24 protein-coding genes and 1 pseudogene are annotated in these 24,856 nt (G+C 68.2%); 17 read left to right on the forward strand and 8 right to left on the reverse strand.

Annotated features, from left to right (window positions below; translation table 11 throughout):
• Positions 1-35: 35 nt before the first annotated feature.
• A complete protein-coding gene (locus E3O39_RS13345) occupies positions 36-1,016 on the reverse strand; it encodes a Gfo/Idh/MocA family protein (RefSeq protein ID WP_134448841.1) in 981 nt (326 codons plus the stop codon).
• A gap of 147 nt (positions 1,017-1,163) precedes the next feature.
• On the opposite strand from E3O39_RS13345, the gene E3O39_RS13350 reads away from it, so the two are divergent.
• The gene (locus tag E3O39_RS13350; RefSeq protein ID WP_134448842.1) at positions 1,164-2,060 is read left to right on the forward strand and encodes a shikimate dehydrogenase; all 897 of its coding nucleotides are present in this window, start codon (positions 1,164-1,166) and stop codon (positions 2,058-2,060) included.
• On the forward strand, positions 2,057-2,836 hold the full coding sequence (aroD, locus tag E3O39_RS13355; RefSeq protein ID WP_134448843.1) for a type I 3-dehydroquinate dehydratase: 780 nt from the start codon (positions 2,057-2,059) through the stop codon (positions 2,834-2,836). The genes E3O39_RS13350 and aroD overlap by 4 nt, the downstream gene beginning before the upstream one ends.
• A gap of 34 nt (positions 2,837-2,870) precedes the next feature.
• On the opposite strand, the gene E3O39_RS13360 is transcribed toward aroD, so the two are convergent.
• The gene (locus E3O39_RS13360; protein ID WP_134448844.1) at positions 2,871-3,128 is read right to left on the reverse strand and encodes a hypothetical protein; all 258 of its coding nucleotides are present in this window, start codon (positions 3,126-3,128) and stop codon (positions 2,871-2,873) included.
• 498 nt (positions 3,129-3,626) lie between these two features.
• On the opposite strand from E3O39_RS13360, the gene E3O39_RS13365 reads away from it, so the two are divergent.
• The 5 genes from E3O39_RS13365 (at position 3,627) to E3O39_RS13385 (ending at position 9,251) form a co-directional block, all read left to right on the forward strand.
• On the forward strand, positions 3,627-4,745 hold the full coding sequence (locus E3O39_RS13365; protein ID WP_134448845.1) for an LLM class flavin-dependent oxidoreductase: 1,119 nt from the start codon (positions 3,627-3,629) through the stop codon (positions 4,743-4,745).
• Positions 4,746-4,747: 2 nt separating this feature from the next.
• Positions 4,748-5,383: an FMN reductase gene (locus E3O39_RS13370; protein WP_134448846.1), complete on the forward strand. Its 636-nt coding sequence runs from the start codon at positions 4,748-4,750 to the stop codon at positions 5,381-5,383.
• A 24-nt stretch (positions 5,384-5,407) separates the two neighbouring features.
• Positions 5,408-6,151 (forward strand): maleylpyruvate isomerase family mycothiol-dependent enzyme, encoded by a 744-nt coding sequence (locus tag E3O39_RS13375; protein WP_134448847.1) that lies wholly within the window; start codon positions 5,408-5,410, stop codon positions 6,149-6,151.
• An 85-nt stretch (positions 6,152-6,236) separates the two neighbouring features.
• A complete protein-coding gene (locus E3O39_RS13380) occupies positions 6,237-6,536 on the forward strand; it encodes a hypothetical protein (RefSeq protein WP_134448848.1) in 300 nt (99 codons plus the stop codon).
• A 132-nt stretch (positions 6,537-6,668) separates the two neighbouring features.
• Positions 6,669-9,251, forward strand: a complete 2,583-nt coding sequence (locus tag E3O39_RS13385) for an ATP-dependent Clp protease ATP-binding subunit (protein WP_134448849.1) — start codon at positions 6,669-6,671, stop codon at positions 9,249-9,251.
• A 31-nt stretch (positions 9,252-9,282) separates the two neighbouring features.
• Here E3O39_RS13385 and E3O39_RS13390 read toward each other — a convergent pair whose 3' ends face one another.
• Positions 9,283-9,609 (reverse strand): hypothetical protein, encoded by a 327-nt coding sequence (locus E3O39_RS13390; protein WP_134448850.1) that lies wholly within the window; start codon positions 9,607-9,609, stop codon positions 9,283-9,285.
• Between the two features lie 109 nt (positions 9,610-9,718).
• Between E3O39_RS13390 and E3O39_RS13395 the strand changes: the two genes are divergently transcribed.
• Together E3O39_RS13395 and E3O39_RS13405 are read left to right on the forward strand one after the other, a co-directional pair.
• Positions 9,719-10,690, forward strand: coding sequence for an aldo/keto reductase (locus E3O39_RS13395; protein ID WP_134448851.1), 972 nt, complete (start codon positions 9,719-9,721; stop codon positions 10,688-10,690).
• Positions 10,691-10,814: 124 nt separating this feature from the next.
• The gene (locus E3O39_RS13405) at positions 10,815-11,669 is read left to right on the forward strand and encodes an aldo/keto reductase (protein ID WP_134448987.1); all 855 of its coding nucleotides are present in this window, start codon (positions 10,815-10,817) and stop codon (positions 11,667-11,669) included.
• On the opposite strand, the gene E3O39_RS13410 is transcribed toward E3O39_RS13405, so the two are convergent.
• The gene (locus E3O39_RS13410) at positions 11,618-12,553 is read right to left on the reverse strand and encodes a LysR family transcriptional regulator (protein ID WP_134448852.1); all 936 of its coding nucleotides are present in this window, start codon (positions 12,551-12,553) and stop codon (positions 11,618-11,620) included. The two genes, E3O39_RS13405 and E3O39_RS13410, sit on opposite strands and share 52 nt — an antisense overlap.
• Before the next feature lie 141 nt (positions 12,554-12,694).
• On the opposite strand from E3O39_RS13410, the gene E3O39_RS13415 reads away from it, so the two are divergent.
• Complete coding sequence (locus E3O39_RS13415) at positions 12,695-13,120, forward strand: VOC family protein (RefSeq protein ID WP_134448853.1); 426 nt, start codon at positions 12,695-12,697, stop codon at positions 13,118-13,120.
• A gap of 3 nt (positions 13,121-13,123) precedes the next feature.
• Here the strand turns inward: E3O39_RS13415 and E3O39_RS13420 are convergent, their stop codons facing one another.
• Together E3O39_RS13420 and E3O39_RS13425 are read right to left on the reverse strand one after the other, a co-directional pair.
• The gene (locus tag E3O39_RS13420; RefSeq protein WP_134448854.1) at positions 13,124-13,951 is read right to left on the reverse strand and encodes a hypothetical protein; all 828 of its coding nucleotides are present in this window, start codon (positions 13,949-13,951) and stop codon (positions 13,124-13,126) included.
• Entirely contained in the window at positions 13,951-14,292 is a 342-nt protein-coding gene (locus E3O39_RS13425; protein ID WP_198413440.1) for an S-adenosylmethionine decarboxylase, read from the reverse strand. Before E3O39_RS13425 ends, E3O39_RS13420 begins: the two co-directional genes overlap by 1 nt.
• 217 nt (positions 14,293-14,509) lie before the next feature.
• Here E3O39_RS13425 and E3O39_RS13430 point away from each other — a divergent pair, with 217 nt between their 5' ends.
• Genes E3O39_RS13430 through E3O39_RS13445 form a run of 4 tightly spaced genes read left to right on the forward strand, consistent with a single transcriptional unit; the run spans position 14,510 to position 17,516 of the window.
• Positions 14,510-15,367 (forward strand): hypothetical protein, encoded by an 858-nt coding sequence (locus E3O39_RS13430; RefSeq protein WP_134448856.1) that lies wholly within the window; start codon positions 14,510-14,512, stop codon positions 15,365-15,367.
• A gap of 48 nt (positions 15,368-15,415) precedes the next feature.
• The gene (locus E3O39_RS13435; RefSeq protein WP_134448857.1) at positions 15,416-16,150 is read left to right on the forward strand and encodes a glutamine amidotransferase; all 735 of its coding nucleotides are present in this window, start codon (positions 15,416-15,418) and stop codon (positions 16,148-16,150) included.
• A gap of 27 nt (positions 16,151-16,177) precedes the next feature.
• The gene (locus E3O39_RS13440; protein WP_134448858.1) at positions 16,178-16,987 is read left to right on the forward strand and encodes a thymidylate synthase; all 810 of its coding nucleotides are present in this window, start codon (positions 16,178-16,180) and stop codon (positions 16,985-16,987) included.
• The gene (locus E3O39_RS13445; RefSeq protein ID WP_277871718.1) at positions 16,977-17,516 is read left to right on the forward strand and encodes a dihydrofolate reductase; all 540 of its coding nucleotides are present in this window, start codon (positions 16,977-16,979) and stop codon (positions 17,514-17,516) included. The genes E3O39_RS13440 and E3O39_RS13445 overlap by 11 nt, the downstream gene beginning before the upstream one ends.
• A gap of 375 nt (positions 17,517-17,891) precedes the next feature.
• On the opposite strand, the pseudogene E3O39_RS13450 reads toward E3O39_RS13445, so the two are convergent.
• Positions 17,892-18,857 (reverse strand): annotated as a pseudogene (locus E3O39_RS13450) (glycosyltransferase family 2 protein); the annotation flags it as partial.
• A gap of 239 nt (positions 18,858-19,096) precedes the next feature.
• Here E3O39_RS13450 and E3O39_RS13455 point away from each other — a divergent pair.
• The gene (locus tag E3O39_RS13455) at positions 19,097-20,812 is read left to right on the forward strand and encodes an AMP-binding protein (RefSeq protein ID WP_241985080.1); all 1,716 of its coding nucleotides are present in this window, start codon (positions 19,097-19,099) and stop codon (positions 20,810-20,812) included.
• A gap of 56 nt (positions 20,813-20,868) precedes the next feature.
• Here E3O39_RS13455 and E3O39_RS13460 read toward each other — a convergent pair whose 3' ends face one another.
• The gene (locus E3O39_RS13460; RefSeq protein WP_166787354.1) at positions 20,869-22,362 is read right to left on the reverse strand and encodes a phosphotransferase; all 1,494 of its coding nucleotides are present in this window, start codon (positions 22,360-22,362) and stop codon (positions 20,869-20,871) included.
• A 199-nt stretch (positions 22,363-22,561) separates the two neighbouring features.
• On the opposite strand from E3O39_RS13460, the gene E3O39_RS13465 reads away from it, so the two are divergent.
• Both E3O39_RS13465 and E3O39_RS13470 read left to right on the forward strand, forming a co-directional pair.
• Positions 22,562-24,097 carry an ABC transporter permease gene (locus E3O39_RS13465; RefSeq protein ID WP_134448861.1) on the forward strand — a complete coding sequence of 512 codons (1,536 nt, stop codon included), beginning with the start codon at positions 22,562-22,564 and terminating at the stop codon, positions 24,095-24,097.
• A gap of 67 nt (positions 24,098-24,164) precedes the next feature.
• Positions 24,165-24,851, forward strand: coding sequence for an ABC transporter ATP-binding protein (locus E3O39_RS13470; protein ID WP_134448862.1), 687 nt, complete (start codon positions 24,165-24,167; stop codon positions 24,849-24,851).
• The last annotated feature ends 5 nt before the right edge of the window (positions 24,852-24,856 follow it).

Here is a 24,856-nt window from a genome sequence, read left to right on the forward strand (position 1 = left end):
CCCGCGTCCTGTGTCCGCGAGAGCCCGCCGCACCGCTACCCGACGGCGCGTTCGATCCCCGCCGCGGCGTAGATGGCATCGATGGCCGCCATGTTGCCGACGGAATCGTCCCCCTCGGTGAGGAGCGGCTCGCCGCTCGCAAGGCCGCGCACGACCGCATCGAGCTGGTGATCGTAGGTCTCGTTGCCGCGAACGGTGAGCCAGCGTTCGATTCCCCGGCTGACTTCGCGGATGCTGTGGCCGCGGGACGGGAAAACCATGTTGTCCACGTGCACGGTGCCCTCTGTCCCGACGATGTCGAACGAGGTGTCGAGGGGAGTGCCCGCGATCATGCTCGAGGAGACCCGGGCGGTGACGCCGGAGGGGAACACCAGTGCGGCATCCATGCTCATGTCGGCCCCCAGCGGGTTCAGGGTGGCTACGGCGCTCGTGACGAGGGGTTCCTCGCCGGTGAGGGCCCGCACCCAGTGCAGCGGGTAACACCCGAGGTCCATCAACGAACCACCGCCGAGGGCCGGGATGTGCCGGATCGACGTCGGGTCGAAGGGGTTGCTGCCGGAGAATTCGCCGCGCAGGGACACGACGTCGCCGAGCCGGCCGGACGCGACAATGGCGTCGAGCTCGAGGCTGAGCGGGTGGTAGCGGTCGTGGAACGCCTCGATGAGACGCTGCCCCGTCTCGGCGGCCGCCTGGCGCATCAGCCCGGCCTGGGCGGCGTTCATCGCGAAGGGCTTTTCGCAGAGCACGTCCTTGCCGGCCTCGAGCGCTGCAATCGACCACTCGGCGTGCTCCGAGGGCGGCAGCGCGACATAGACGAGGTCGATCTCCGGGTCCGCAAGGAGTGCGCGGTAGTCGCCGTATGAGCGGTCGATGCCGTGTTCCTGCGCATAGGCGGCGGCAGCGGATGCCCGGCGCGAGGCGACCGCGGCGATCACGACATCGGTTCGTCGCCGGGCGGGGCGGATGATCGCGGACGGCGCGATGCCGGCGGCACCGAGGATTCCGATCCTGAGCATCAGCGCACCGACCCACGGGCCGCGACATTGCGGCGACTATTTGTTGCGTGTAGTGACATATTCGGGACACTACCATTGAGCAGCGGCCTGCCGCATCTCACGTGCCGCTATCGCTGGATCTGTCGAAGAATCGAATCGGAGGGGCTCGTGTCTGAACCCGTTTCCCCGGCCGGCCGCCGCCGCCTCGCGGTACTGGGGTCTCCCATCGGTCATTCGCGCTCGCCCCTGCTGCACACGACGGCGTACACCCTGCTCGGTCTCCCGTTCGACTATTCCCGGGCCGAGGTCCGCTCGGGCGAGCTGGCCTCGTGGCTCGTCTCCCTCGACGACAGCTGGCTCGGGCTCAGCCTCACCATGCCGCTCAAACGCGAGGTCGTCCCGCTGCTCGACACGACCTCGTCGCTCGTCGACGACCTCGGCGTCGCGAACACCGTGCTGTTCACGGCCGACAATGGCACGCGCCGGTTGCACGGCTTCAACACCGACGTCGACGGCATCGTCCGTACGGTTTCGACGCTGGACTCTGCTCGACCCTCCTCTGCCGCGATCCTCGGCGGTGGTGCGACGGCAGCCTCGGCACTTTACGCGGCTCACGCGCTCGGCGCGGGGGAGATCACGGTCTACCTGCGGGATCCCGCCAGGGCCACCGGCCTGTCGGCCCTCGGCGACCGGCTCGGGGTCCCCGTGCGGGTTCGGCGGCTCGACGAGCTGGACGCGGCCGGTCCGCTCTCCTTCGTCATCAGCACGCTGCCGGGCGGGGTTGCGGACGGCCTCGACCTCCGGCCCCTTGACGCCGGTTCCATCCTCTTCGACGTGGCGTACGACCCGTGGCCGAGCCCGATCGCCGAGGGTTGGGGTTCCGCAGGCGGCGTCGTCTTCAGCGGGCTCGACATGCTCGTCGAGCAGGCGATCAGCCAGGTGCGCATCTTCACCGGCGGGAAACAGGACGAACCCCTGCACGGTGAGGCGGGCATCCGCGCTGCCATGCGGTCGGCCGTCGGCCTTGCGCCCGCGCACTCCCCGGCAGGGGGAGAGGCCTCATGACCGGCGCGACGGCACGGTCCTCTGTGCGGATGCGCTCGATCGTGCTCGGCGAGGGCAGGCCGCAGATCTGCGTTCCGTTGGTCGGGGCGACGATCGCCGAACTCGCGGCGGCCGCCTCCGGACTCATCGCCGGGGACTATGACCTCGTCGAACTCCGGATCGACTTCTTCTCCGAATCGGATATCCCAGCGGCCGTCCGGGAAGCGATCGCCGTCGTGCGTGCTGCCCTTCCGGAGGGCGTCCCGGTGATCTTCACCTTCCGCACGAAACGGGAAGGCGGGCAGCGGGACATCCTCCCGGAGGCCTACGCCGACCTGCTCGGGCTGGCGATCGCCGCCGGGGTCGATGCGGTCGACGTCGAACTCTTCACCGAGCGGTCGTGCCTGCTCCGCATCGTGAGCGCGGCCCACGAGACGGGCGTCCTCGTCGTGATGTCCTCGCACGACTTCGAGTCCACGCCGCCGCGGGCCGAGATTCTCGCACGCTTCGCGGAGCAGCAGGCACTCGGGGCGGATGTGCTCAAGCTCGCGGTGATGCCGTCGAGCCCGCGCGATGTCCTCACCCTGATGGACGCGACCGCCGAGTTCGTCGCCGAGCAGGCCCGGCGCCCGGTGATCGCGATGTCCATGGGGGGACTCGGCGTGGTGTCGAGGCTGGCCGGGGAGACCTTCGGTTCCTGTGTCACCTTCGGTTCCGTCGGAGCCTCGAGCGCCCCGGGCCAGATCGAGGCCAGCGAGTTGCGTGCCGTCCTGGACCTGGTGCACGGAGCCCGGTGACCGGGCCTGCTGAGCCCCGCCAGATCGCTGTGTGCTAGATCGCGGTGTCGTCGAGCTCGAGGGTCGATTCGCGTTCGCGGAAGATGTTCAGCTGGCGACGCCGGTACTCGGAGAACATGCTGCCCACCTCCGACGGTGCCAGGGTCTGGCCGTGCTCGGGTTCGTCGGCGTGCTTCAGGCTCTCGGTGTACGCGACGTTCTCGGTGCGCTCGGTGCGCTCGGTGTGCTCGGTGTGCTCGTAGTTCTCCGCGTGTTCGGACTTCTGCGGCAGGTCGGAGGATTCGTGGTTCATGGGGATACCCAATTCTTTCTCTGGGGTGAGTGTGGGGGAGCTGCTGCGGCGGCGAGCGAACCGGGGACAACCGGCAGTGGTGCCGGGCGTTCCTGGTGAGCGCTCTCAGCGCGTGGTGTGGGCCGATGGGCGGCGCAGCGGATGATGTCGCGAACCGACGTGAGGCGAAGCCTGGAGTCGTTCCCGCATCAGTGGTCCTTCCGTGATGAAGCGGTTTCTCGGGTGCGGCAGTACGGCGGGTTACCGAACGGCCGACGGGGATCCTGAAGCACTTCATCGGGCGGAGGAACTTTGGAGAAACATTATGTGATTCACTCCGAGATGTCAACGGCCGGATATCGGCGATCCATGAGATATTTCTGAGTATCACCGTGTCTCAGGCGAGGTCTCTGTCGTGCGGGAATAGGAAACCCCCGATCGAGGTTGGGTACGATATCCATGCAAATGCATTGAAAATACTGCCCGAGAAAATGCAGTGAACACTCAGAGAGGCTGACCATGCAGTTCGGAATCTTTTCGGTCGGGGACCTGACAACCGACCCGACCACCGGCCGTACCCCGACCGAGCAGGAGCGCATCAAGGCGATCCTGACGATCGCCCAGAAGGTCGAAGAAGTCGGACTCGACGTGTTTGCAACCGGTGAGCACCACAATCCGCCCTTCGTGCCCTCGAGCCCGACCACGATGCTCGGCTACATCGCGGCCAAGACCGAGCGCATCATCCTCTCCACGGCGACGACCCTGATCACGACGAGTGACCCGGTCAAGATCGCCGAAGACTTCGCGATGCTCCAGCACGTCGCCGACGGCCGGGTGGACCTGACCCTCGGCCGCGGCAACACCGGCCCGGTCTACCCGTGGTTCGGCCAGGACATCCGCCAGGGCATTCCCCTCGCGCTCGAGAACTACGCGCTCCTGCGCCGGCTCTGGACCGAGGAATTCGTGGACTGGGAGGGCCAGTTCCGCACCCCGCTGCAGGGCTTCCAGTCGACGCCCCGCCCCCTGGACGGCGTCGCGCCGTTCGTCTGGCACGGCAGCATCCGCACCCCGGAGATCGCCGAGCAGGCCGCATTCTACGGCGACGGCTTCTTCGCCAACCACATCTTCTGGCCGGCCTCGCACACCGCGAAAATGGTCGGGTTCTATCGCCAGCGCTTCGAGCACTACGGCCACGGCACCGCCGAGCAGGCGATCGTCGGACTCGGCGGCCAGGTCTTCATGCGCAAGAACTCGCAGGACGCCGTGAAGGAGTTCCGCCCGTACTTCGACAACGCGCCCGTCTACGGCCACGGCCCGAGCCTCGAGGAATTCACCTCGCAGACGCCGCTCACCGTCGGCAGCCCGCAGGAAGTCATCGACCGCACTCTCGGCTTCCGGGACTACGTGGGCGACTACCAGCGCCAGCTGTTCCTGATGGACCACGCCGGACTGCCGCTCAAGACCGTTCTCGAACAGCTCGATCTGCTCGGTGAAGAGGTTGTGCCCGTGCTGCGCCGCGAGTTCGCGAAGAACCGTCCGGCAACGGTTCCGGATGCCCCCACCCACGCGTCGCTCGTCGCTGCGGCGGCCGCGGCTCCCGTCGGCGCATCCGTCGGCGCTCCGGTCGAGGTGGCCTAGCCATGACGGAACGCACCCGTACCATCGCCGTCGTCACCGCAGGACTCAGCCAGCCGTCCTCGACGAGGATGCTCGCCGACCGTCTTGCGGAGGCGACCTCCTCCCGCCTGGCCGAGAAAGGCATCCCCGCCGAGGTCAGGATCTTCGAACTGCGCGACGTCGCCCTCGACGTGATGAACAACATGCTCACCGGGTTCCCGAGCCCGAAGCTCGATGCGGTGATCGAAGCCGTGACCGGCGCGGACGGGCTCATCGCCGTCACCCCGATCTTCACGACCAGCGCGAGCGGCCTCTTCAAGTCGTTCTTCGACGTCATCGACAACCGGTCGCTGACCGACATGCCGACGGTCATCGCGGCGACGGCGGGCACCGCACGCCATTCCCTGGCCCTTGACTACGCCATCCGCCCGATGTTCACCTACCTGCACGCGGTCGTCGCCACCACCGCGGTGTTCGCCGCATCGGAGGACTGGGGAAGCGGCGCGGACACGGTCAAGACGCTGCCCGACCGCATCGACAGGGCGGCCGGGGAACTCGCGGCTCTCATCGCGGCATCCGATCGCTCGAATTCCGTGCGCGACCCGTTCACGATCGACGCGTCCTTCAGTCCGACGGGCGGATTCCAGCCCTCGATCTGACCGGTTCCCTGCGAGAATGGGGGAATGCCCGCACCTACCGCTCTCTCCGCTGATCCCGAGCTGCTCGCGCAACTCCTGCTCGCTCGTCGCGCGACCGCGTTCTTCGCGCACGAGCTCAACGGGTTGTCGAACGTCGACCTCGACGGCGACTCGCTGTTGCCCGGCTGGAGCCGCCGTCACGTGATCGCCCATGTCGCATATAACGCGAGGGGCATCGTACGACTCGTGACCTGGGCGCGCACCGACGTCGAAACGCCGATGTACGTCTCGAACGCGGCTCGCGACAGCGACATCGCCGCCGGGGCCGAGCTCGACCGCGACGCCCTGCGGACCCTCTTCGACGTCGCGACCATCCAGCTCGACGCCGCGTGGCGCCGGCTCACCCCCGAGGCGTGGAGCCACCCGGTCCGGACCCCGAGCGGCCGGGAGATCGCCGTGTCCGAGACCGTGTGGATGCGCAACCAGGAACTCTGGGTGCACACGATCGACCTCGCGACCGGCGCATCCTTCGCCGACGTGCCGGTCGAGGTGCTCGATCGCCTGCTCACCGAGATCACCTCGGCCTGGGCGACCCGGGGTGACGGGGGAGACCTCGTGCTCTCCGTCACTGATTCCCACGACGAGCGCAGGTTCGGCGACCTCCATTCCGCGCATCCCATCGTCGTGTCCGGCAGCCTCGCTGGCCTCGTCCAGTGGGCGACCGGGCGTGGCGGTTCCGGCGTGGGTTCGAGCGCCGGGACTCCGGCCGACCCGCCTCGGTGGCTCTGAGCCCAGCTGAACGATCCCGCTGAACGATCGCGCTGAACGATCCCGCCGCGTGGCAGACTGGTACTCGAAACAACGGGGGCTGACAGTGGACGATCCGCGCGCGAACATGCAGGACAACCGACTGATCGCCCTCGGCGCGCCGCGTGCCGACTGGACGAAGACACCCGGGCGCTCGCTCGGATTCTGGATCACCCTCGCCGGATTCGTCCTCGCTCTCGTGCTCCCGTTCTGGGGAGTCATCGCTGTCCTCGTCGGGCTCGCATACTCGATGCGCGCGCTCCGGGTCATGCCCGCTGGCGTGCACGGCCGGGGCCTGGTCCTGATCGCGCTGGGCGTCGCGGCCGTGACCGTCGTCGTCGTGGCGCGCGGCATCCTCGGGGCCTGAACCTCTGGGCCTGTTCGCACTCCGTTCGCCGACCGCGTAACCGGGGGTTTCCCAGCATGAGGCGGGAATGAAACCCACGGCCTGACGTTGAGTTGAGTCAATAGCACTCAAGTTTCAAGATCAGGAGGTCTCGTGCCTACATTCTTCGGTCCCGCGGATTCCGGTAACGGTTCGTTCGACGAGTTCATCGCCCGCTACCTGCAGGGCCAGCAGGGTGCTGCACCAACAGGGCGCCCGATCGACATCACCCGGCTGCTCAGCCGCCGCACCCACGAGGTGCTCGCCGAGGCCGCCCAGTACGCGGTCGAGCACGGGCACTCCCACGTCGACGTCCTGCACATTCTCCGGGTCCTCGTCCTGCGCGAACCGGCCGCCCAGGCGATCCGGAATGCCGGCGCAGACCCCGCGGCCCTCGCCCTGGCCGCCGAGCAGCGCCTGCCGGAGCGCTCTGCCCCGACCGGAGACGCGACGCCGGGACTCACCCCCTCCGCCCAGCGCGCCCTCCTCGACGCGCACCAGATCGCGCGCGCCTTCGGGTCGACCTACATCGACCCCGAACATCTCTTCTTCGCCTTCGTGGTGAACGAGGACTCCCCGGCCGGCCAGGTCCTCGCTGCGGCCGGCGTCACCCAGGAATCCCTGCAGGCCGGTGCACGCGAGCCGCAGGCGGATGCGACGGGCCAGGACCCTGCCCCGGCATCCGCTTCGGAAACGCCGATGCTCGACACCTACGGCACCGACCTCACGGCCCGGGCCCGCGACGGGAAACTCGACCCGGTGATCGGCCGTGCCGACGAGATCGAACAGACGATCGAGATCCTCTCCCGGCGCACCAAGAACAACCCGGTTCTGATCGGCGAGGCCGGCGTCGGCAAGACCGCCGTCGTCGAAGGGCTCGCGCAGGCCATCGTGGCGGGAACCGTGCCGGAGCAACTGCGCGGCAAGCGCGTCGTGGCACTCGACCTCGCGGCGATGGTCGCCGGGACCCGGTACCGCGGCGACTTCGAGGAACGCCTCGGTAAGACCATGGACGAGATCACCGCGCACAGCGGCGAGCTCGTGATCTTCATCGACGAGCTGCACACGGTCGTCGGCGCCGGCGGATCCGGCGACGGCGGCATGGACGCCGGAAACATCCTCAAGCCGCGGCTGGCGCGCGGTGAGTTGCACGTGATCGGCGCGACGACGCTCAAGGAGTACCGGAAGGTCGAGAAGGACCCGGCCCTCGAACGCCGTTTCCAGACCGTGCGGGTCGGCGAGCCGAGCATCGACGACGCGGTGAGCATCCTTGCGGGGCTGCGCGGCCGCTACGAAGAGCACCACGGCGTGCGCTACACCGACGAGGCGCTGCGTGCCGCCGTCGAGCTTTCCGCACGCTACGTGTCCGACCGGTTCCTGCCCGACAAGGCCATCGACCTGATCGACCAGGCCGGTGCCCGGCTGCGCCTGACCCTCGGCTCCCTGCCCGACCGTGAGGCCCTCGAGGCCCTGCGTGCGCGCGTGGTGACACTCGAGGAGGCGAAGAGCGCCGCCGTCCTCACCGAACAATACGAGGAGGCCTCCCGGCTCCGGGACGAGATCGAGACGGTCCAGGCACAGCTGCAGCTCCAGGAAGACCCCGCCCAGGCCGTTGCAGCAGAGGCCGTCGTCGGCGAGGCCGAGATCGCCGGCGTCATTGCCCGCGCGACGGGCATACCCGTCGCCCGGCTCACCGCGGACGACCGTTCCCGCCTCGGCCTGCTCGAGGCCGAGCTGCACGAACGCGTCGTCGGACAGGACGACGCCGTCACGCTCATCGCCAAGGCGGTGCGCCGCAATCGCACGGGCATGAACGATGCCGGCCGACCCGTCGGCAGCTTCCTGTTCCTCGGGCCGACGGGCGTCGGTAAGACAGAGCTCGCCAAGGCCCTCGCTGAATCGTTGTTCGGCGACGAGCACGCGATGGTGCGCTTCGACATGAGCGAGTTCGGCGAACGGCACACCGTGAGCCGGCTCGTCGGGTCCCCTCCCGGCTACGTCGGCTACGACGAGGCCGGGCAGTTGACCGAGCGCGTGCGCAGGAACCCGTACTCGGTGATCCTGCTCGACGAGATCGAGAAGGCCCACCCCGACGTGTTCAACCTGCTGTTGCAGGTGCTCGACGACGGCCGCCTGACCGACGGCCAGGGTCGCACCGTCGACTTCCGGAACACGGTCATCATCATGACCTCCAACCTCGGCTCCGAATTCCTCGCCAGCCGGAGCGGCGCCCTCGGCTTCACCGCCCAGATCGATGGCGGGGCCGACAACGGCTTCGGCTCGGAGAAAGCGCTCCGCGACCGGGTGATGGGCAAGCTCCGCGAGGCGATGCGTCCGGAGTTCCTGAACCGGCTCGACGAGATCGTGCTGTTCCGCAAGCTCGACGCGCCGCAACTGCACGACATCGTGCGGATGCTGCTCGCCGGGACGCGCACCCGGCTCGCCGCCCAGGGCTTCGCCCTGACCGTGAGCGAGGACGCGATCGACTGGATCGCCACGCGGGGCTACGAACCCGAGTACGGTGCCCGGCCGCTCCGCCGCGTGATCCAGCGGGAACTCGACGACAAGATCGCCGACCTCCTCGTCGGCTCTGACCTGCTGGCGAGTACCGGAGTCGACGTCTCGGTTGCTGACGGCGCACTCGTCGTCGCGGCCGCGGCATCCGCGCCGGCGCAGCCGCTGCCCCTGGCCGCGTAAGGAGTCGCTGCGGAGTCGCCGCCAGGCTGGTTCAGCCCCTGGCGGCGATCCCGGCGGCGATCTCCGCGGCGATCTCCGTGTCGGAGCGGGCATTGAACACACCCCACATGATGTGCGTCGGGCCGCTGCCGTCGCTTCCGGGGGCCGCGGCCCGCGCGGTCCACCGGTTGGCGATGGCGGCGCGACCGAGGTCCCCGAGGGAGTCGGCGATCCGGGCCTTCCGGAGTTTTCCGGCCACGACACTGCCGTCCTCGGCGAGTCGCCAGCCGCGATCGCTCGCGAGCACGCGTCCGATCTCCTCCTCGGTGAGCCAGCGCGAAAAACTGCGACCGGGCGGGTCGATATCGGTGAGTTTCATGCTCGAAACTGTACCCAGCTTTCCGGGTAAGCGATTGAGAACCCCAACTGGTCAATCACAGCGATGACGGCTGTTGGACAGATCAGTGGTCCTGGAGGAGGCTGAAGTCATGGAATACACACACCTCGGTCGCTCTGGTCTTTCCGTCTCCCGACTGTGCCTCGGCACCATGAACTTCGGGCCGCTCACGCCGGAACCGGAGGCGCACTCCATCATGGACTCGGCGCTCGCCTCGGGAATCAACTACTTCGACACGGCGAACGTCTATGGCGGCGACCTCGGGCCCGGGGCCACCGAGTCCCTCGTCGGCCGGTGGTTCGCGCGCGGCGGCGATCGCCGGGAGCGGACCGTGCTCGCCACCAAGCTCTACGGGACGACCTCGGACTGGCCGAACAACGGCAGGCTCTCGGCCCTCAACATCCGCCGGGCCCTCGACGCGAGCCTCCGGCGACTGCAGACGGATTACATCGACATCTACCAGTTCCACCACATCGACAGGGAGACGCCCTGGGACGAGATCTGGCAGGCCATGGAGACGGCCGTCGCCCAGGGAAAGATCCTCTACGCGGGCAGCAGCAACTTCGCCGGCTGGCACATCGCCACGGCCCAGGCGGAAGCGCGACGTCGCAACTTCACCGGCCTGGTGAGTGAGCAGTCGATCTACAACCTCCTCACCCGGGACCTCGAGCTCGAAGTGCTCCCGGCGGCGCGAGCGAACGGGCTCGGTGTGATCGCCTGGTCCCCGCTGCAGGGCGGCCTCCTCGGGGGAGTGCTCGGCAAGGAGCGCGACGGCAGACGGCGCCTCGAAGGGCGCTCTGCCGAGACGCTTGCCGCGCACCGACCGGCCATCCAGGCCTTCGAGGACTTCGCCGCAGACCTGGGGCACGAGCCGGGAGACGTGGCCCTGGCCTGGCTCCTGCACCAGCCGGGAGTGACGGCGCCGATCATCGGGCCGCGCACCCAGGCCCAGCTCGACGACGGTCTCCGGGCGCTCGACGTCACCCTCGATGCCGCAGCTCTGGCCCGTCTCGATGAGATCTTCCCCGGGCACAAGCCGGCCCCTGAGGACTATGCCTGGTGACCAACCCCGCAACAGGTCCCGCAACAGATCCCGCAACAGATCCCGCAACGAATCCCGCAACGAACACTGCAGAACCGCCAGCCCCGTCAACCGCTCAACGAAGGAAGCCATGCCGACCCGAATGATGCAAACCCGAATGATCGCCGACCGAACCGTGAGCGCGATCGGACTCGGCGGAATGCCGATGTCGATTGAAGGACGACCGGATGCGGCCAGGTCCGTCGCGACGATCCACGCGGCCCTCGACGAGGGCGTGACCCTGTTCGACACCGCGGACGCGTACCACCTGCACGCCGACGAGGTCGGCCACAACGAAACCCTCATCGCAGGAGCGATCGCGTCGTGGGGCGGGGACACCAGCGACGTGCTCGTCGCGACGAAGGGCGGGCACCTGCGCCCCGGTGACGGCACCTGGTATGTCGACGGCCGCCCTGAATACCTCAAGAAGGCCGCGGAGGCCTCACTCGCGCGGCTCGGCGGCGACGCGATCGGCCTCTATCAGTTCCACCGGCCGGACCCGGCGGTGCCGTACGCCGATTCCATCGGGGCGCTCGTCGAGCTCCTCGACGCCGGCACGATCCGCCTCGCCGGCATCTCCAATGCGAACGTCGATCAGATCCGGCTCGCCCGCGAACTGCTCGGCGGGCGCCTCGCGAGCGTGCAGAACCAGTTCTCTCCTGCGTTCCGCAGCAGCGAACCAGAGCTCGAGCTCTGCACCGAACTCGGAATCGCCTTCATCCCCTGGAGCCCGCTCGGTGGGATCTCCTCTGCGTCCCGGCTCGGCGAACGCTTCGCGCCGTTCCAGCAGGTAGCAGCAGACCGCGGGGTCAGCCCGCAGGTCGTCTGCCTGGCCTGGCACCTCGCGAAGTCCCCTGTGGTCATCCCGATCCCCGGCGCCTCGCGGCCGGAGAGCATCCGGGATTCGGTTCACGCTGCCGGCATCACGCTCACGCCTGAGGAACTGGCGCTGCTGGGCTGATCCCCGCGAGCTGGGCTGATCCCCGCGAGCTGGGTGAGGAACGCCGTGGCGGCCGGGCTGGGCTCGTCCGCCACGGCGACCGCGGCCGTCCACGGCGGCATCGGATCCTCGATCTGAATGGCTCGCAGGAGGTCAGGGCGCTTCGCTGCGAAACTCTCCGGCACGATCGCGACACCGAGGTTGTAACCGACGAGGTCGAGCATCGGATGCACGTCGTTGACCTCGAGCGCGGCCCGGTAATCGAACCCGGCAGCGGCGAAACCGCGGCGGGCGAGGACGTGTGCGCCCCAGCCTGCGGGGAACCCGACGAGTGACTCGGCATGCAGGGATGCGAGGTCGACGGAGCCCCTGGCCGCGAACGCGTGATCGGGATGGCAGAGCACGATGAGCCGCTGCGTGCTGAGCGGACTGAGTCGGACGCCGGGAGTCTGGTCGCCGACCGAGACGACAAGGGCGACGTCCGTGCGGCCGTTCGCGACGCCCTCGATGAGCTCGAGCGATCCGGCGTGCCTGAGACGTACGTCGACCCCTGGATGCGTCATGCGGAAGCGGGCGAGCTCTCCCGGAAGGTCCACCGAGCCCAGGCACGGCTCGGCGCCGACGGTCAGGCTCCCCAGCATGAGGCCGCGCACGGCCGCAACGGCGTTCTGGGCCGCGGTGGCGCTCGCGAGCGTGCGCAACGCCTCGACCAGGAAGGCCTGTCCGGCGACCGAGAGTTCGACGCTGCGGGTGCTGCGGATGAAGAGTGACGTCCCGAGCTCGCTTTCGAGCGCCCGAACGGATGCCGACAGACCGGATTGTGAGATCTGCAGGATCTCGGCGGCCCGGGTGAAGTGGCGTTCCTCGGCGACGATCGCGAAATGTTCGAGCTGGCGGAGTTCCATTCAGCAAGGCTAGTGCCTCACGCGGGACCATTCACAGGTGCGAGGACTGGATCCACCGCCTCGTCTTTTGCCGTTCCGGGGTCGATAATGTCTCGGAAGCGCGGGCCCGACGGCGGGCACGCCCCGGTCTGGAGGTCTCAGATGACAACGCTCAACCCCTATCTCTCGTTCCGTGATTCGGCCAGGGCGGCCATGGACCTGTACGAGTCGGTCTTCGGCGGCACGGTCACGCGCAGTACCTTCGCGGAGCTCCACGCCAGTGAGGATCCTGCGGAGGGCGACAAGATCATGCACTCCGCTTTGACGACGGACGGCGGGATGGTCCTGATGGCGGCGGACACACCGAACAGCATGGATCTGACACCGGGCACCACTATGTCGGTCTCGCTGAGCGGCGACGACGAGGCGGAACTGAGCGGCTACTTCGAAAAACTGTCTGCCGGCGGGACCGTACTCCAGCCGCTTGCGAAGGCGCCGTGGGGAGACAGCTTCGGGATGCTCGTGGACCCGTTCGGCGTGAGCTGGCTGGTCAACATCTCCGGATCGGGCAGCACAGCGCCCGAGTGACGTTCAGGCGCCGGGCTGGACGTCGAGGCTGATCGAGTCGTCTTCCGTGCCGTCGACAAGGCGCTGCAGGGCGTTGCGGACGAGGAGGCCGCGCATGGTGTCGCGGTGCGCCCGCGCATTCGGCAGGAAGTGCGGCACGTACCCGTAGACGGCGTGGCTCTTCTTCGAGCCGAGGTACGGACCAGGGGGAGTGTCGGCGAGCGGTACGAACGGGATGCCCAGAAAGTCCCGCATCTTGCGCAGCGGGCGGTCGTCGACGATGGACACAATGTGCTTGATCCGGTGCACGAGCGCGGAGAGGTACATGGCGCGGTAGAGCTGCACGCTCACCGCTGCTTCGCCGCGACGGTAGTCGGGGAGGACGGCGACGGTGCCGATGTCCCAGATCTCGGTCGGATCGGTGATCGCGTGAAAGCGGAACGCCTCATCGAGTTCCAGATTGAACGGTTCCTGGGCGGCATCGTTGAGGCTCTTGAGTCCATGCGGGGAATCCTCGATGATCCGCAGCACCCCGCTCGGCGTGCCGGTGTCCCTGTCGATGGAGATGAAGAATGTGCTCGTGCCCTCGTACGCGCCGTACTCGTCCGTCATCTGCGCGGCATCGTTGCCGAACGTCGCCTCGAAGACAACACGTTCCACGTGCCGGCCGACGTTCGAAAACGGGCTCCGGCCGTCGACCTCGATCGCGACCAGCCGGTAGTGCTCCGGGAGGTCACGCGTGCGCGCGGCGAGCAGCCGCACGGTGAGGTCCTCGAGCTCGGCATCGCTCAGGTCGTATCGGGGGCTGAACACCTCGGCGCCGATCACGGTATCGGTGTCGCGGGTCGGCACTAAAACTCCTTGTATTCGGCGCTGGCACTGCCGAAGAAACGCGTGGTGTATTCGACGGCCACGAGGGGGTCGAACGGCTTGCAGGTGTAGATGTCGACACTGTAGAAGAGCACCGGTTGTTCCCACGCGTAGAAATGCGCCCCCGACGTTTCCCAGTGAGTCCACCCGGCCCAGCCGTACAGATCGCTGCGATGCGTGACCGGTTCGATCAGGCCTTTCATGTCGAGCACCGGGGCAAGCCCTGACAAGTAGTCCGTGATCTGCACTGCGCTGATCGGTTCGGCGGGGTAGGCCTCGATGACAAGACGCTGCCGGTAAATGGTTGGTGCAAGGTCGCGCATGAAAGCCATTCCCCCAGTGATGTGATCAAGAGCTTGGGGAAAGGAATCCCCGGCGGCAGCCGTTTCATCAGGGCGACATTGGAACCTGAGACTGAGCGGTGCTGCCTCACTGTACGCCCCCCAGACATCCATCGGGGTCCGAGGGCACGTCCGACAGTCTGGACGAGTCCCCGGTGGGTCCCTTTTCTTCACCGCGATGCCGGTGCACACTGAGCGAATGCGCAGGCTTTCCGTCACGAGACACCCGGGAAAGGGGCCGGTTGCGCCGCCCATTTTCGGGGCCGCGCTGCTGGTGATCCTTGCAGTGGGCCTTCCCCTCGCGGCCATCCAGGTAGCAGGTGCGATCCGACCGGACCCGGCGGCATCCGCCCCGTCCGGCATCCCAGCGGTTTCCCCGACCGCGGCCCCCACTCCGGTGCCGACCGTACCGGCCCAATCGTCGCGGGCCCAACCGTCACCGGCGATCAGGGCGCTGGATTCGGACAATCCGATTTCCGATCCTGCCTGGTTCGTGCAGGCATACGAAGCCGGGTTCCGGCTCTACATCCTCAGCTCCACCGAGTTCGGCACGTGCACGCCTCTCGCCCGCACCCAGGCGCAGCTCGCGATGGCCATCGACGCCGGTCTCGCGATCGCCGCGTACACCAGGGATCCGCGCTGCTGGCGGGAGGGGATCGCGGCGACGGGCTCCTTCCGCATCCGGCTCCAGTTCTTCGCCCTCGACATCGAAACGGGCGGCCCGCCGCTCACCCGCGCCATGATCACGGGCGTCCAATCCACCGGAGTGCGCCCCGTCGTCTACACCGGCGCGCGGATGTGGGACGACATCATGGGCGCGGGAACGACGGAGTTCTCGGACGTCGCCCTCTGGGATGCCGTGCCCGTCCAGCCGGGCTCGACTGCCGTGGCCGGCCTCCCTGACGACCCCGTCGATCTCCTCTCGCCTGCACCGATTCCGTTCGGTGGCTGGAACGCGTCCGGGAATCTCCGAGTCGGTGTTCAGCAGCATTTTGAACGGGTCTTCAACGGCGTCAACATCGATGTGAACACCTTCGCGAGGTCATTCCTGTACTGATCGGGAAGCGCGCACCGGAATGGGCGCCGCACCGCGTATCATGGCGGCGTGAAGCCCTACCTGCTCTTGGCCAGCCGTCCGGAGGACGAAGCCGCCGACGACGAGTACGAGGGTTTCCTGAGCGCCGGCGGCCTCACCCCGGAGGACCTGCACCGGGTCAGGCTCGAGGCGGCGCCACTGCCGCCGATCCGGCTGGACGACTACTCCGGCATCATCGTCGGTGGCAGCCCCTTCAACGCCAGCGACCCCGCGGCGACGAAGTCCGCCGTCCAGCTCCGGGTCGAGCGGGAACTCCAGTCGCTCCTCGACCTCGTCGTCGCCCGTGATTTTCCCTTTCTCGGAGCCTGTTACGGCATCGGGCTGCTGACGACACACGGCGGGGGTGTCGTCGACGGAACGTGGCCGGAGGACGCCGGCCCGACGAGAGTGCGGCTGACGCAGGAGGGAGCCGCCGACCCCCTGTTCGGTATCCTCGAGCCCGACTTCGAGGCCTTCGTCGGACACAAGGAGGCATGCACGGTCCTCCCGCCCGGCGCCGTACTCCTCGCCACCGGAGAGGATTGCCCGGTCCAGGCCTTCCGGGTCGGACGGAACGTCTACGCGACCCAGTTCCACCCGGAGCTCACCAATGCGAGCATCCTCACCCGCCTCCGGATCTACCGCGACAACGGATATGTCAAGCCGGATGCCTGGACCGGAGTCATCGCGAGCATCGCGGCGGCCACGGTGACGCAACCGGCGAACCTGATGCGTGCCTTCGTGCGGCGCTTCGGCACCGAATAAGCTGCGCCACCAAATAAACTGCTACGAATGCCAACCTCACTCGCGACCCCGTATGAAGACCTGCTTCGCCACACCCTGGCGACGGGCACCGCCAAAGCCGACCGGACCGGGACCGGAACCACGAGCATCTTCGGCGCCCAGCTCCGCTTCGACCTTCGTGAGGGCTTCCCGCTCATCACGACGAAGCGCGTGCACTTCAAGTCGATCGCCTACGAACTCCTGTGGTTCCTGCGCGGCGAGAGCAACGTCGGATGGCTCCGGGAACACGGCGTCAGCATCTGGGACGAGTGGGCATCGGAAACCGGAGAACTCGGTCCCGTCTACGGAGTGCAATGGCGCTCCTGGCCCACCCCCGACGGTGGTCACATCGATCAGATCGCCCAGGTGATCGAGACCCTGAAGACAGACCCGGATTCGCGTCGCATGATCGTGTCGGCCTGGAACGTCGCGGACATCCCGTCGATGGCCCTCGCACCGTGCCACGCGCTCTTCCAGTTCTACGTCGCCGACGGCCGCCTGTCCTGCCAGCTCTACCAGCGCAGCGCCGACCTCTTCCTCGGCGTCCCCTTCAACATCGCGAGTTATGCGCTGCTGACCCACCTCGTCGCCGCCCAGGCCGGCCTCGAGGTCGGCGACTTCATCTGGACCGGCGGGGACTGCCACATCTACGACAACCATCGTGACCAGGTCACGGAGCAGCTGACCCGTGCCCCGTATCCGCTCCCGACGCTCCGCATCACGGGCGAACGCGCGAGCATCTTCGACTACGGGTACGAGGACCTCGAGGTCGTCGGCTACCAGCACCACCCCGCGATCAAGGCACCCGTTGCCGTCTGATCCCGCCCGTCACACTCCCGTGATCGCACTGGTCTGGGCGCAGGCGCACGACGGGATCATCGGCAGCGCCGGTTCGATACCCTGGCACCTTCCCGAAGACCTCGCGCATTTCAAGGCCGTGACGGATGCCGCGACGGTCGTGATGGGTCGTCGCACGTGGGATTCCCTCCCCGAACGATTCCGGCCGCTCCCCGGGCGACGGAACATCGTCGTCACTAGGGACGCCGACTGGGCCGCTGCCGGAGCCGAACGCGCCGGGTCCGTGGACGATGCCCTCGCTGCGGACGACTCGGCCACAGATCCGGCCACGACGATCTGGGTGATCGGCGGAGGCGAGGTCTACCGCGAAGCCCTGGCCCGCGCCTCACGACTCGAGGTCACCGAGCTGGACCTCGCCGTGCCCGGCGACACGAGGGCCCCCGCGGTTGACGGGGAGTGGACGCGTGCCCACGCCTCGGAATGGATGGTCTCGAGGACCGGCATCCGCTTTCGCTTTGTCGGGTACGAGCGGCCGGTTCCGCGGAACTGACGTCTCTTCGGGCACCGACATCTCTTCACGAGCTGACGTCTCCGGCGGCACCGGCTTCTCCTGCAGCGCGGGAGCCACGGGCGCCACGGTGACTCGGCGTTCTGGACTCCTCCAGCGTCCGCTCGACGGCGTCAGGAATGCCTGGGGAAGGGTCGCCAGGCAGATCGCCGCGTCGACCACACGTACGAGTGGGAAGGCGAACCCGAGCAGCAGATAACTCGGCCGGCGGGTGACGGCGACGACGAGCACGGTCAACAGGTAATCGGGCACGAGCACGCCGAGCAGGATCAGGGTCGGCGGAATCGCGTCCGTCAGCCGCGTGGCGATGCCGGACGGGTCCGTCGACGTCGCCTCCCAGATGACCGCGCCGACCGATACGACGAGCAGCGGCAGGAACAGCAGCATCATCACACTGCTCGTCACGAGCTCGAACACGTGGAGCGCCAGCGCACCCCAGAACCAGCCGAGCCGGAATCCGTGGCGGCGCAGCGTCTGCCAGAACCCCAGGGTCCAACGCCGGAGCTGCCGGGTGTAATCGTGCAGGTTGTCCGGATCCTGGGTCGAGGCCCTCGCGATCGAGGGGTGGAATGCGATCCGGCCGAGCTTGCGCGCGTGCACTTCGAACGTCATGTTGAAGTCCTCGATCGCGAGCCCGGGAGGATCGATGTCGATGCTTCCGAGGACCCGGCTGCGATACATGCTCGCGAAACCGGGAACGATGGAGATCACGTTCGCGAGCCTGGCGGCCTGACCGTATTTGAGCAGGTACTGCACCCTGACGTAGAAACGTTCCCGGTATGCGACCAGGAATCGGCCCATCATCGTCGCGGGGGGAGGATCAGCGATCGTCGACGCACACGCTGCAACCGCGACGACCCCCGGATCCTGGAAGCACGGCAGGCCGGTCAGCAGGTAGTCGGGGGCCAGCACCGTGTCCGCATCGAGGAGCACCACGACCGGGAACCGGCGTGCCAGTTCGAAATGGTCGATTGCCGCGACGAGCGCGCCGGCCTTTCCATGATTCGACTCGAGTTCGAGCACGTTCGCTCCGCTGGCTCTCGCGAGGTCCGCGGTCCGGTCTGCTGAGGCGTCCGAAACGACGAAGACGTGTCCAACGGGCACCTGGCCGGTTGCGGAACCGATCGTCGCGGCGATCACTTGTTCTTCGTCGTGGGCGGCGACCAGGACCGCGACCTCGTCCGCGGAGATCAGCGGGTCCTGCGATCGATCGGGCGACCGGCGGCGGCTGCTCTCGACCACGGCACGGATGAGACCGACCGTGGTCCAGAGCAAGGTGTTGATTCCCACAACAAGAATGAAAATGACGAAGAACGTAACCATCTGTGCCCCCGGGGTGAAATCGAACGTCCCACACTGGAACCGGAGACGCCACGTCGAGACTGTCGGTGTTGACGTGCACGAAGCTACCCGAGGCCGGAGGGGACCGCTGGCCCTGTCACCCGGATGGGGCGACCCATGTGGTTAACCACATCCGGGTGTGGGTTGCCCCCGGAACGCGCCGCGACGTGTTTTCCGGATGCATGCAGTTACAGGCATTTATGAGTGAGGATGATGGAGAAGTGACTTTTCCGACGAGTACCTCCAATTTTCGTGCCGCCCGCGATCAGCTGCTGCGCCTCTGGGACGGCCACGCCCGTGCCGCCGCGGAATTCCGCTGGCCGGATGTCGGCGCGTCATTCAACTGGGCCGTCGACTGGTTCGACGTGATCGCGGCCGGCAACGACAACATCGCCCTGTGGATCGTCGAGGAGGACGGCCGTGAGCTGAAGGTCACTTTCGCGGAGATGTCCGCACGCTCCAACCAGGTCGCGGCGTGGCTCACCCAGCAGGGCGTCGGCAAGGGCGATCACGTGATGCTCATGCTCGGCAACCAGGTCGAACTCTGGGAGCTCATGCTCGGCATCATGAAGATCGGCGCCGTGATCCTCCCGACATCGACCGTGCTCGCCGCCGGCGACCTCGCCGACCGCGTGCAGCGCGGCGAGGTGGACTGCGTCATCGCGAATGCGGGTGACGCCGCCAAGTTCGCGGAGATCGACGGCGATTTCCGGCGCATCTGCGTCGGCGGCACGGTTCCCGGCTGGGCTCACTACGCCGACGCCGCCCTGCTTTCCACGGCGCCCGTTCCCGTGGCCGTCGGTTCGGACGACCCGTCGCTCATCTACTTCACCTCGGGGACCACGAGCAAGCCCAAGATGGTCGTGCACACCCAGACCTCGTACCCCGTGGGCCATCTCTCCACGATGTACTGGCTCGGGCTTCGTCCCGGCGACGTGCACCTCGCCATCAGCTCACCGGGCTGGGGCAAGCACGCCTGGAGCAGCTTCTTCTCGCCCTGGATCGCTGAGGCCACCGTCTTCGTCTACAACTACGGCCGGTTCGACCCGCAGGCGCTCACGGCCCAGCTGCACCGCGCCAAGGTCACGACGTTCTGTGCGCCGCCGACGGTGTGGCGGATGCTGATCCAGTCCGATGTGGGCGAGAAGCCGGTCGGCCTCCGCGAGATCCTCTCGGCGGGTGAACCGCTCAACCCCGAGGTGATCAGCCAGATCCAGCGTGCCTGGGGGCTCACGATCCGCGATGGGTACGGCCAGACCGAGACGACGGCCATCGTCGGCAACGTGCCGGGGTCCGTCCTCAAGGCCGGGTCCATGGGCCTGCCCCTGCCCGGCGTCGCGATCACCCTCGTCGATCCGATCACGGGAGGCGTCGCAGACGAGGGCGAGATCTGCCTCGACCTCGCCGAGCCCGCCGTCAACCTCATGGCCCGGTACCACGGCGACCCGGTCAGGACCCAGGCTGCGCTCCGGGATGGCTACTTCCACACGGGCGACGTCGCCACCCGGGACGACAACGGCTACATCACCTTCATCGGCCGCACGGATGACATCTTCAAGTCCTCCGATTACAAGGTCTCCCCGTTCGAGGTCGAAAGCGTGCTGCTCGAACACCCCGCCGTCGCCGAGGCCGCGGTCGTCCCCGCCCCCGACGACACCCGACTCAACATCGCCAAGGCGTATATCCACCTCGCGGCCGGCTGGGCACCCGACAGCGCGACTGCTCTCGCCGTGCTGCGTCACGCCCGCAACGGGTTGCCGCCGTACATGCGGGTGCGGCGTATCGAGTTCTTCGAACTGCCCAAGACGAGCTCAGGCAAGATCCGCAGGGTCGAGCTGCGGGCGCGCGAGAACGATGCCGCAGAGCAGCAGCTCCGGCTTCCGGAGGAATGGCGCGACGACCAGTTCCCCGAGCTCAAGCGTTCGTCGAAGAGCTGATCCGCGCGCCCGCGAAAGCGGGTGAAACGTCGTACTGAGCTCGGCATACCGACGACTCACCCGCTTTCGCGAACGGCGGCGGGGACGGGAACGGGGGCGAGCAGGGCGTCGATCGCTGCGAGGGGGATCGGCAGCCAGTCGGGCCGATTGAGTTTTTCGTAGACGACCTCGTAGAGAGCCTTGTCGAGTTCGAAGGCGCCGAGCAGCGGGCGTTGCTCTCCGAGGCTCCTGCCGGAACGTTCGCTGTACCCGGCAAGGAACGCCCGACGGCAGGCCTGTGCCCACCCGGTGACGACACCGGTCCGCTCGGGAGCTTCCCGCGCCACGGTTCCGGCCGCGTAGGAGAACGACCTCAGCATCCCGGCGACATCCCGCCAGGGCACGTCGACACGGGTCCGGTCCTCGAGAGGAGTGAGCGGTTCGCCCTCGAAATCGACGAGCACCCAGCCCCTGCCCGGAACGAGCAGCACCTGGCCGAGGTGCAGGTCCCCGTGGATGCGCTGCAGCCTCGGCCAGGACACCTCGGCCGCTGCGGCGAACACCGCCTCGATCGCCGGGGCGTACCGGTCGAGTGCAGGCACCTCCGCGATCGCGCGCCGGGCGCGGGCGCGCAGGCCGTCGAGGACCGTGCCGACGACCTCAGCGGTCGGCTCCGCCGTCGGCATCGCGTCAGCGAGGTCGGCGTGGACTGCCGCGGTCGCGACGCCGAGGCTCCGCGCCCGCGCAGTGAAGTCCTCGTTTCTCCGTGCCGCACCGAGTACCACCCGCCAGGCGTCTTCGACGCCGGGCAGGAACTCCTGGGCGAAAGCGAGGTGGCCGCGCGCGGTGCCGCCAGGCGCGCGGGGGTCCGCCCAGTCCCCGACGATGCAACCGACGGGAAGGGGAACGAAGTGCGAGCCGGCGCGGGCGAGTGCGGACTGCACGGTGACGTCGGGGTTGTCGCCGTGGTGGAGCGCCCGGAAGACCTTGCAGATCACGGGAGTGAGTGCGCGACCGTCAGGACCCGCGAGTTCGTAGATGATCGAGGTGTTGGACTGCTCTCCCCGGAGCACGTGACTCGACACGACGGTCGGCTCGACACCCTCCGGCGCGACTCCGTCGCCGGGTACACCTCCGGGTACACCGCCGGCGAGGCCGTTGGGAAGGGTCTCGCCTTCCGCGACCGAGCATCCGTCTGCACCAGGGCCTGACGTGCCGCGACGCAGGATCAACAGGAGCAGCGCCCGCGCATAGGCCGGATCCGCCGGAGCGTCATAGACGAACTTTCGCCGCCCGTCCGCTCCGGTAAGGGTCGTGATGAGGGCCGCCTCGCCGCCAGGGAGAGCCACCTCCCGCTCGGTCACGGGAAGCTGGTAGACCGTCCGGCGAGGGTCGCCGGCGTCGACGACGCAGTCGGTGCGGATCAGCACCCCCGGCTCGCCGGAGGGCAGCGACCAGCCGCCCACGCGCGCCAGCGCCACCGGGCGGCCCGTGTCCGCGAACCAGCGCTGGCGGGCGGCCCAGGAGCTCACATCTTCGGGCACTGCGGATCCGAGGCCATTCCCAGTCATGCCGCCAGCGTACGCCAGCGGCAGAGTGTGGCCCGCAGACATCCTGATCAGCTTGGAAACACCAGTGCCCAGCCGATGTTCATGGGGCAGAACTGTCATTTGACGGCGTATTCACAGGAAAGTGATAGCGTCCGGAAAGCCCTGATCCATAACTTCGATCCCGGTGGGCCCCACGGAGAGTCCCCGGAACCGGAGACTCATGTTCTATACCTACCTGCGTCGGGAACTCGCGGGCCGTCGCAAGCAGACCGCCATCGTCGCGATCGGCATGGCCCTCGCCATCGCGCTGGTCATCATCGTCAACTCGGTGTCGAGCGGAGTCCAGCTCGCCCAGGCATCCGTTCTCGAGTCCGTGTACGGCGTCGGCACCGACATCACCGTGAGCCAGGCCCCTGCTGCCGCCGCGACGCCGGGCACCGGAAACGGCGCGCCCCAACGCTTCGACTTCGGTTCGGCGGACGGTGCCGCAGCGGACGGAACCACGACGATCAGCCGCAGCAGGCTCACGGCTGAACGCGGGACGGAGACCTTCGCCTCGACCGGTCTCGACTCGGTGCGCGCGGTTCCGAACGTCAGTGCGGCCGCTGCGACGCTCCTGCTGAGCAACTCCACCTTCAGCGGCGCCCTCCCGACCCGCAGCCAGGGCGCCACCCGGCCATCGACCGGCCAGGGCGCTCCGTCAGGCCAGAGCGCTGAGACGCCGCCGACGGGTGGCCCCGACGGTGCGGGCGGCAGCTCGTTCAGCGTCGACTCCTTCACCGTGCTCGGGCTGAACCCGGCCGACGCAGCCGTCGGCCCGCTCTCCGCCGTGACGCTCACAGCCGGGCGCTCGCTCGCGAGCACGGATGCCGGTGCGAACGTCGCCGTCCTCGACGCGAGCTACGCGACGACCGCCTCCCTCGCCGTCGGCGGCACCGTCGCTATCGCGGGCACCGACTTCAGCATCGTCGGGCTGGTCTCCGCGGCGACCTCGGACAGCGCGACCGCGGCCAATGTCTACATTCCGCTCGACGTCGCCCAGTCCCTCGCGGCCCTGCCGGGCCAGGTCTCCAACATCTACGTGCAGGCGGCGTCGTCGACGGACATCAACCAGGTCCAGGCGGACATCAGGACCGCACTGCCCGCAGCGACCGTCAAGACCCAGGCGGACCTCGCGTCGAGCGTATCCGGGTCGCTCGCGAGCGCATCGAGCCTCGTCTCCAACCTCGGGTTGTGGCTCTCCCTGATCGTCCTCGCAGCGGCGTTCCTGATCGCGATCCTCTTCACGATCTCCGGGGTCACCCGGCGCACCCGTGAGTTCGGAACGCTCAAGGCGATCGGGTGGTCCAACGGCCGGATCGTGCGCCAGGTCGGCGGCGAATCGCTCGTGCAGGGCCTGATCGGCGGCGTCGTCGGGATCGCCGTCGGGCTCGCCGGGATCCTCGTGATCAACATCATCGCCCCGACGTTGACCGCAGGGGCCTCGACGGCCGTGCAGGCGGTGGGCCGCGGGGCCGGGGCCGCCGGCGGCGCGGGAGGTGCGGGAGGCGCAGGCTTCGGCCCTGGCGGTGGCGGATTCGGTGCCGCAACCCAGGCGGCCACCCAGTCGAACATCGTCCTGACGGCGCCCGTCACGGTATCCGTGATCCTGATCGCGGTCGGACTCGCCGTTCTCGGCGGCCTGCTCGCCGGAGTGATCGGGGGGTGGCGAGCCTCCCGGCTCCGGCCGGCGGAAGCCCTGCGCAGCATCGCGTAGCACTGCCTGCGTCACCCGATTCGATTCGCTCCGATTCTCACTTTCAGCTTCCAGAAGGAACCAGACCATGTACCAGCTGACGAATGTCACCAAAAAGTATGACCAGGGCAAGCGCTCGGTGACCGCGCTGCAGGACGTCACCGTTTCGATCCCCGATGGCCAGATGGTCGCGATCCAGGGGCCGACCGGTGGCGGCAAGTCGACCCTCCTGCAGATGCTCGGGGCACTTGACCGCCCGAGTTCCGGATCCGTGGTGCTCGAGACGGAGCACCTCGGCAGTTCGAACCTGTCGAGCCTCGGGGACTCCCAGCTCGGTCGCATCCGCGCCACCGAGATCGGCTTCGTGTTCCAGGGCTTCAACCTGATCCCGACGCTGACCGCCCAGGAGAATGTCGAGACGGCGCTCGCGCCGCTCGGCGGGACGAACGCCGCGCGCCGGGAGCGCTCGGCGGCCGCCCTCGAGGCCGTCGGCCTCGGGGACCGCCTCGGCCACCTTCCCGCCGAACTCTCGGGCGGCCAGCAACAGCGGGTCGCGATCGCGAGGGCACTCGTCAAGGACCCGACCGTGCTCCTCGCCGACGAGCCGACCGGCAACCTCGACGAGGAGACCAGGGACGAGATCATGGACCTGCTCGAGGGGCTCTGGCGGGCACAGGGCCTCACCCTGATCGTGGTCACGCACGACAGTGCCGTCGCCAGGCGCGCCCAGCGCCGCCTGCACATCAAGGCCGGACGACTCACCGAACTCGCCTGACTGCC

This window comes from Cryobacterium sp. MDB2-A-1 (genome assembly GCF_004402675.1).
Taxonomy (GTDB): domain Bacteria; phylum Actinomycetota; class Actinomycetes; order Actinomycetales; family Microbacteriaceae; genus Cryobacterium; species Cryobacterium glucosi.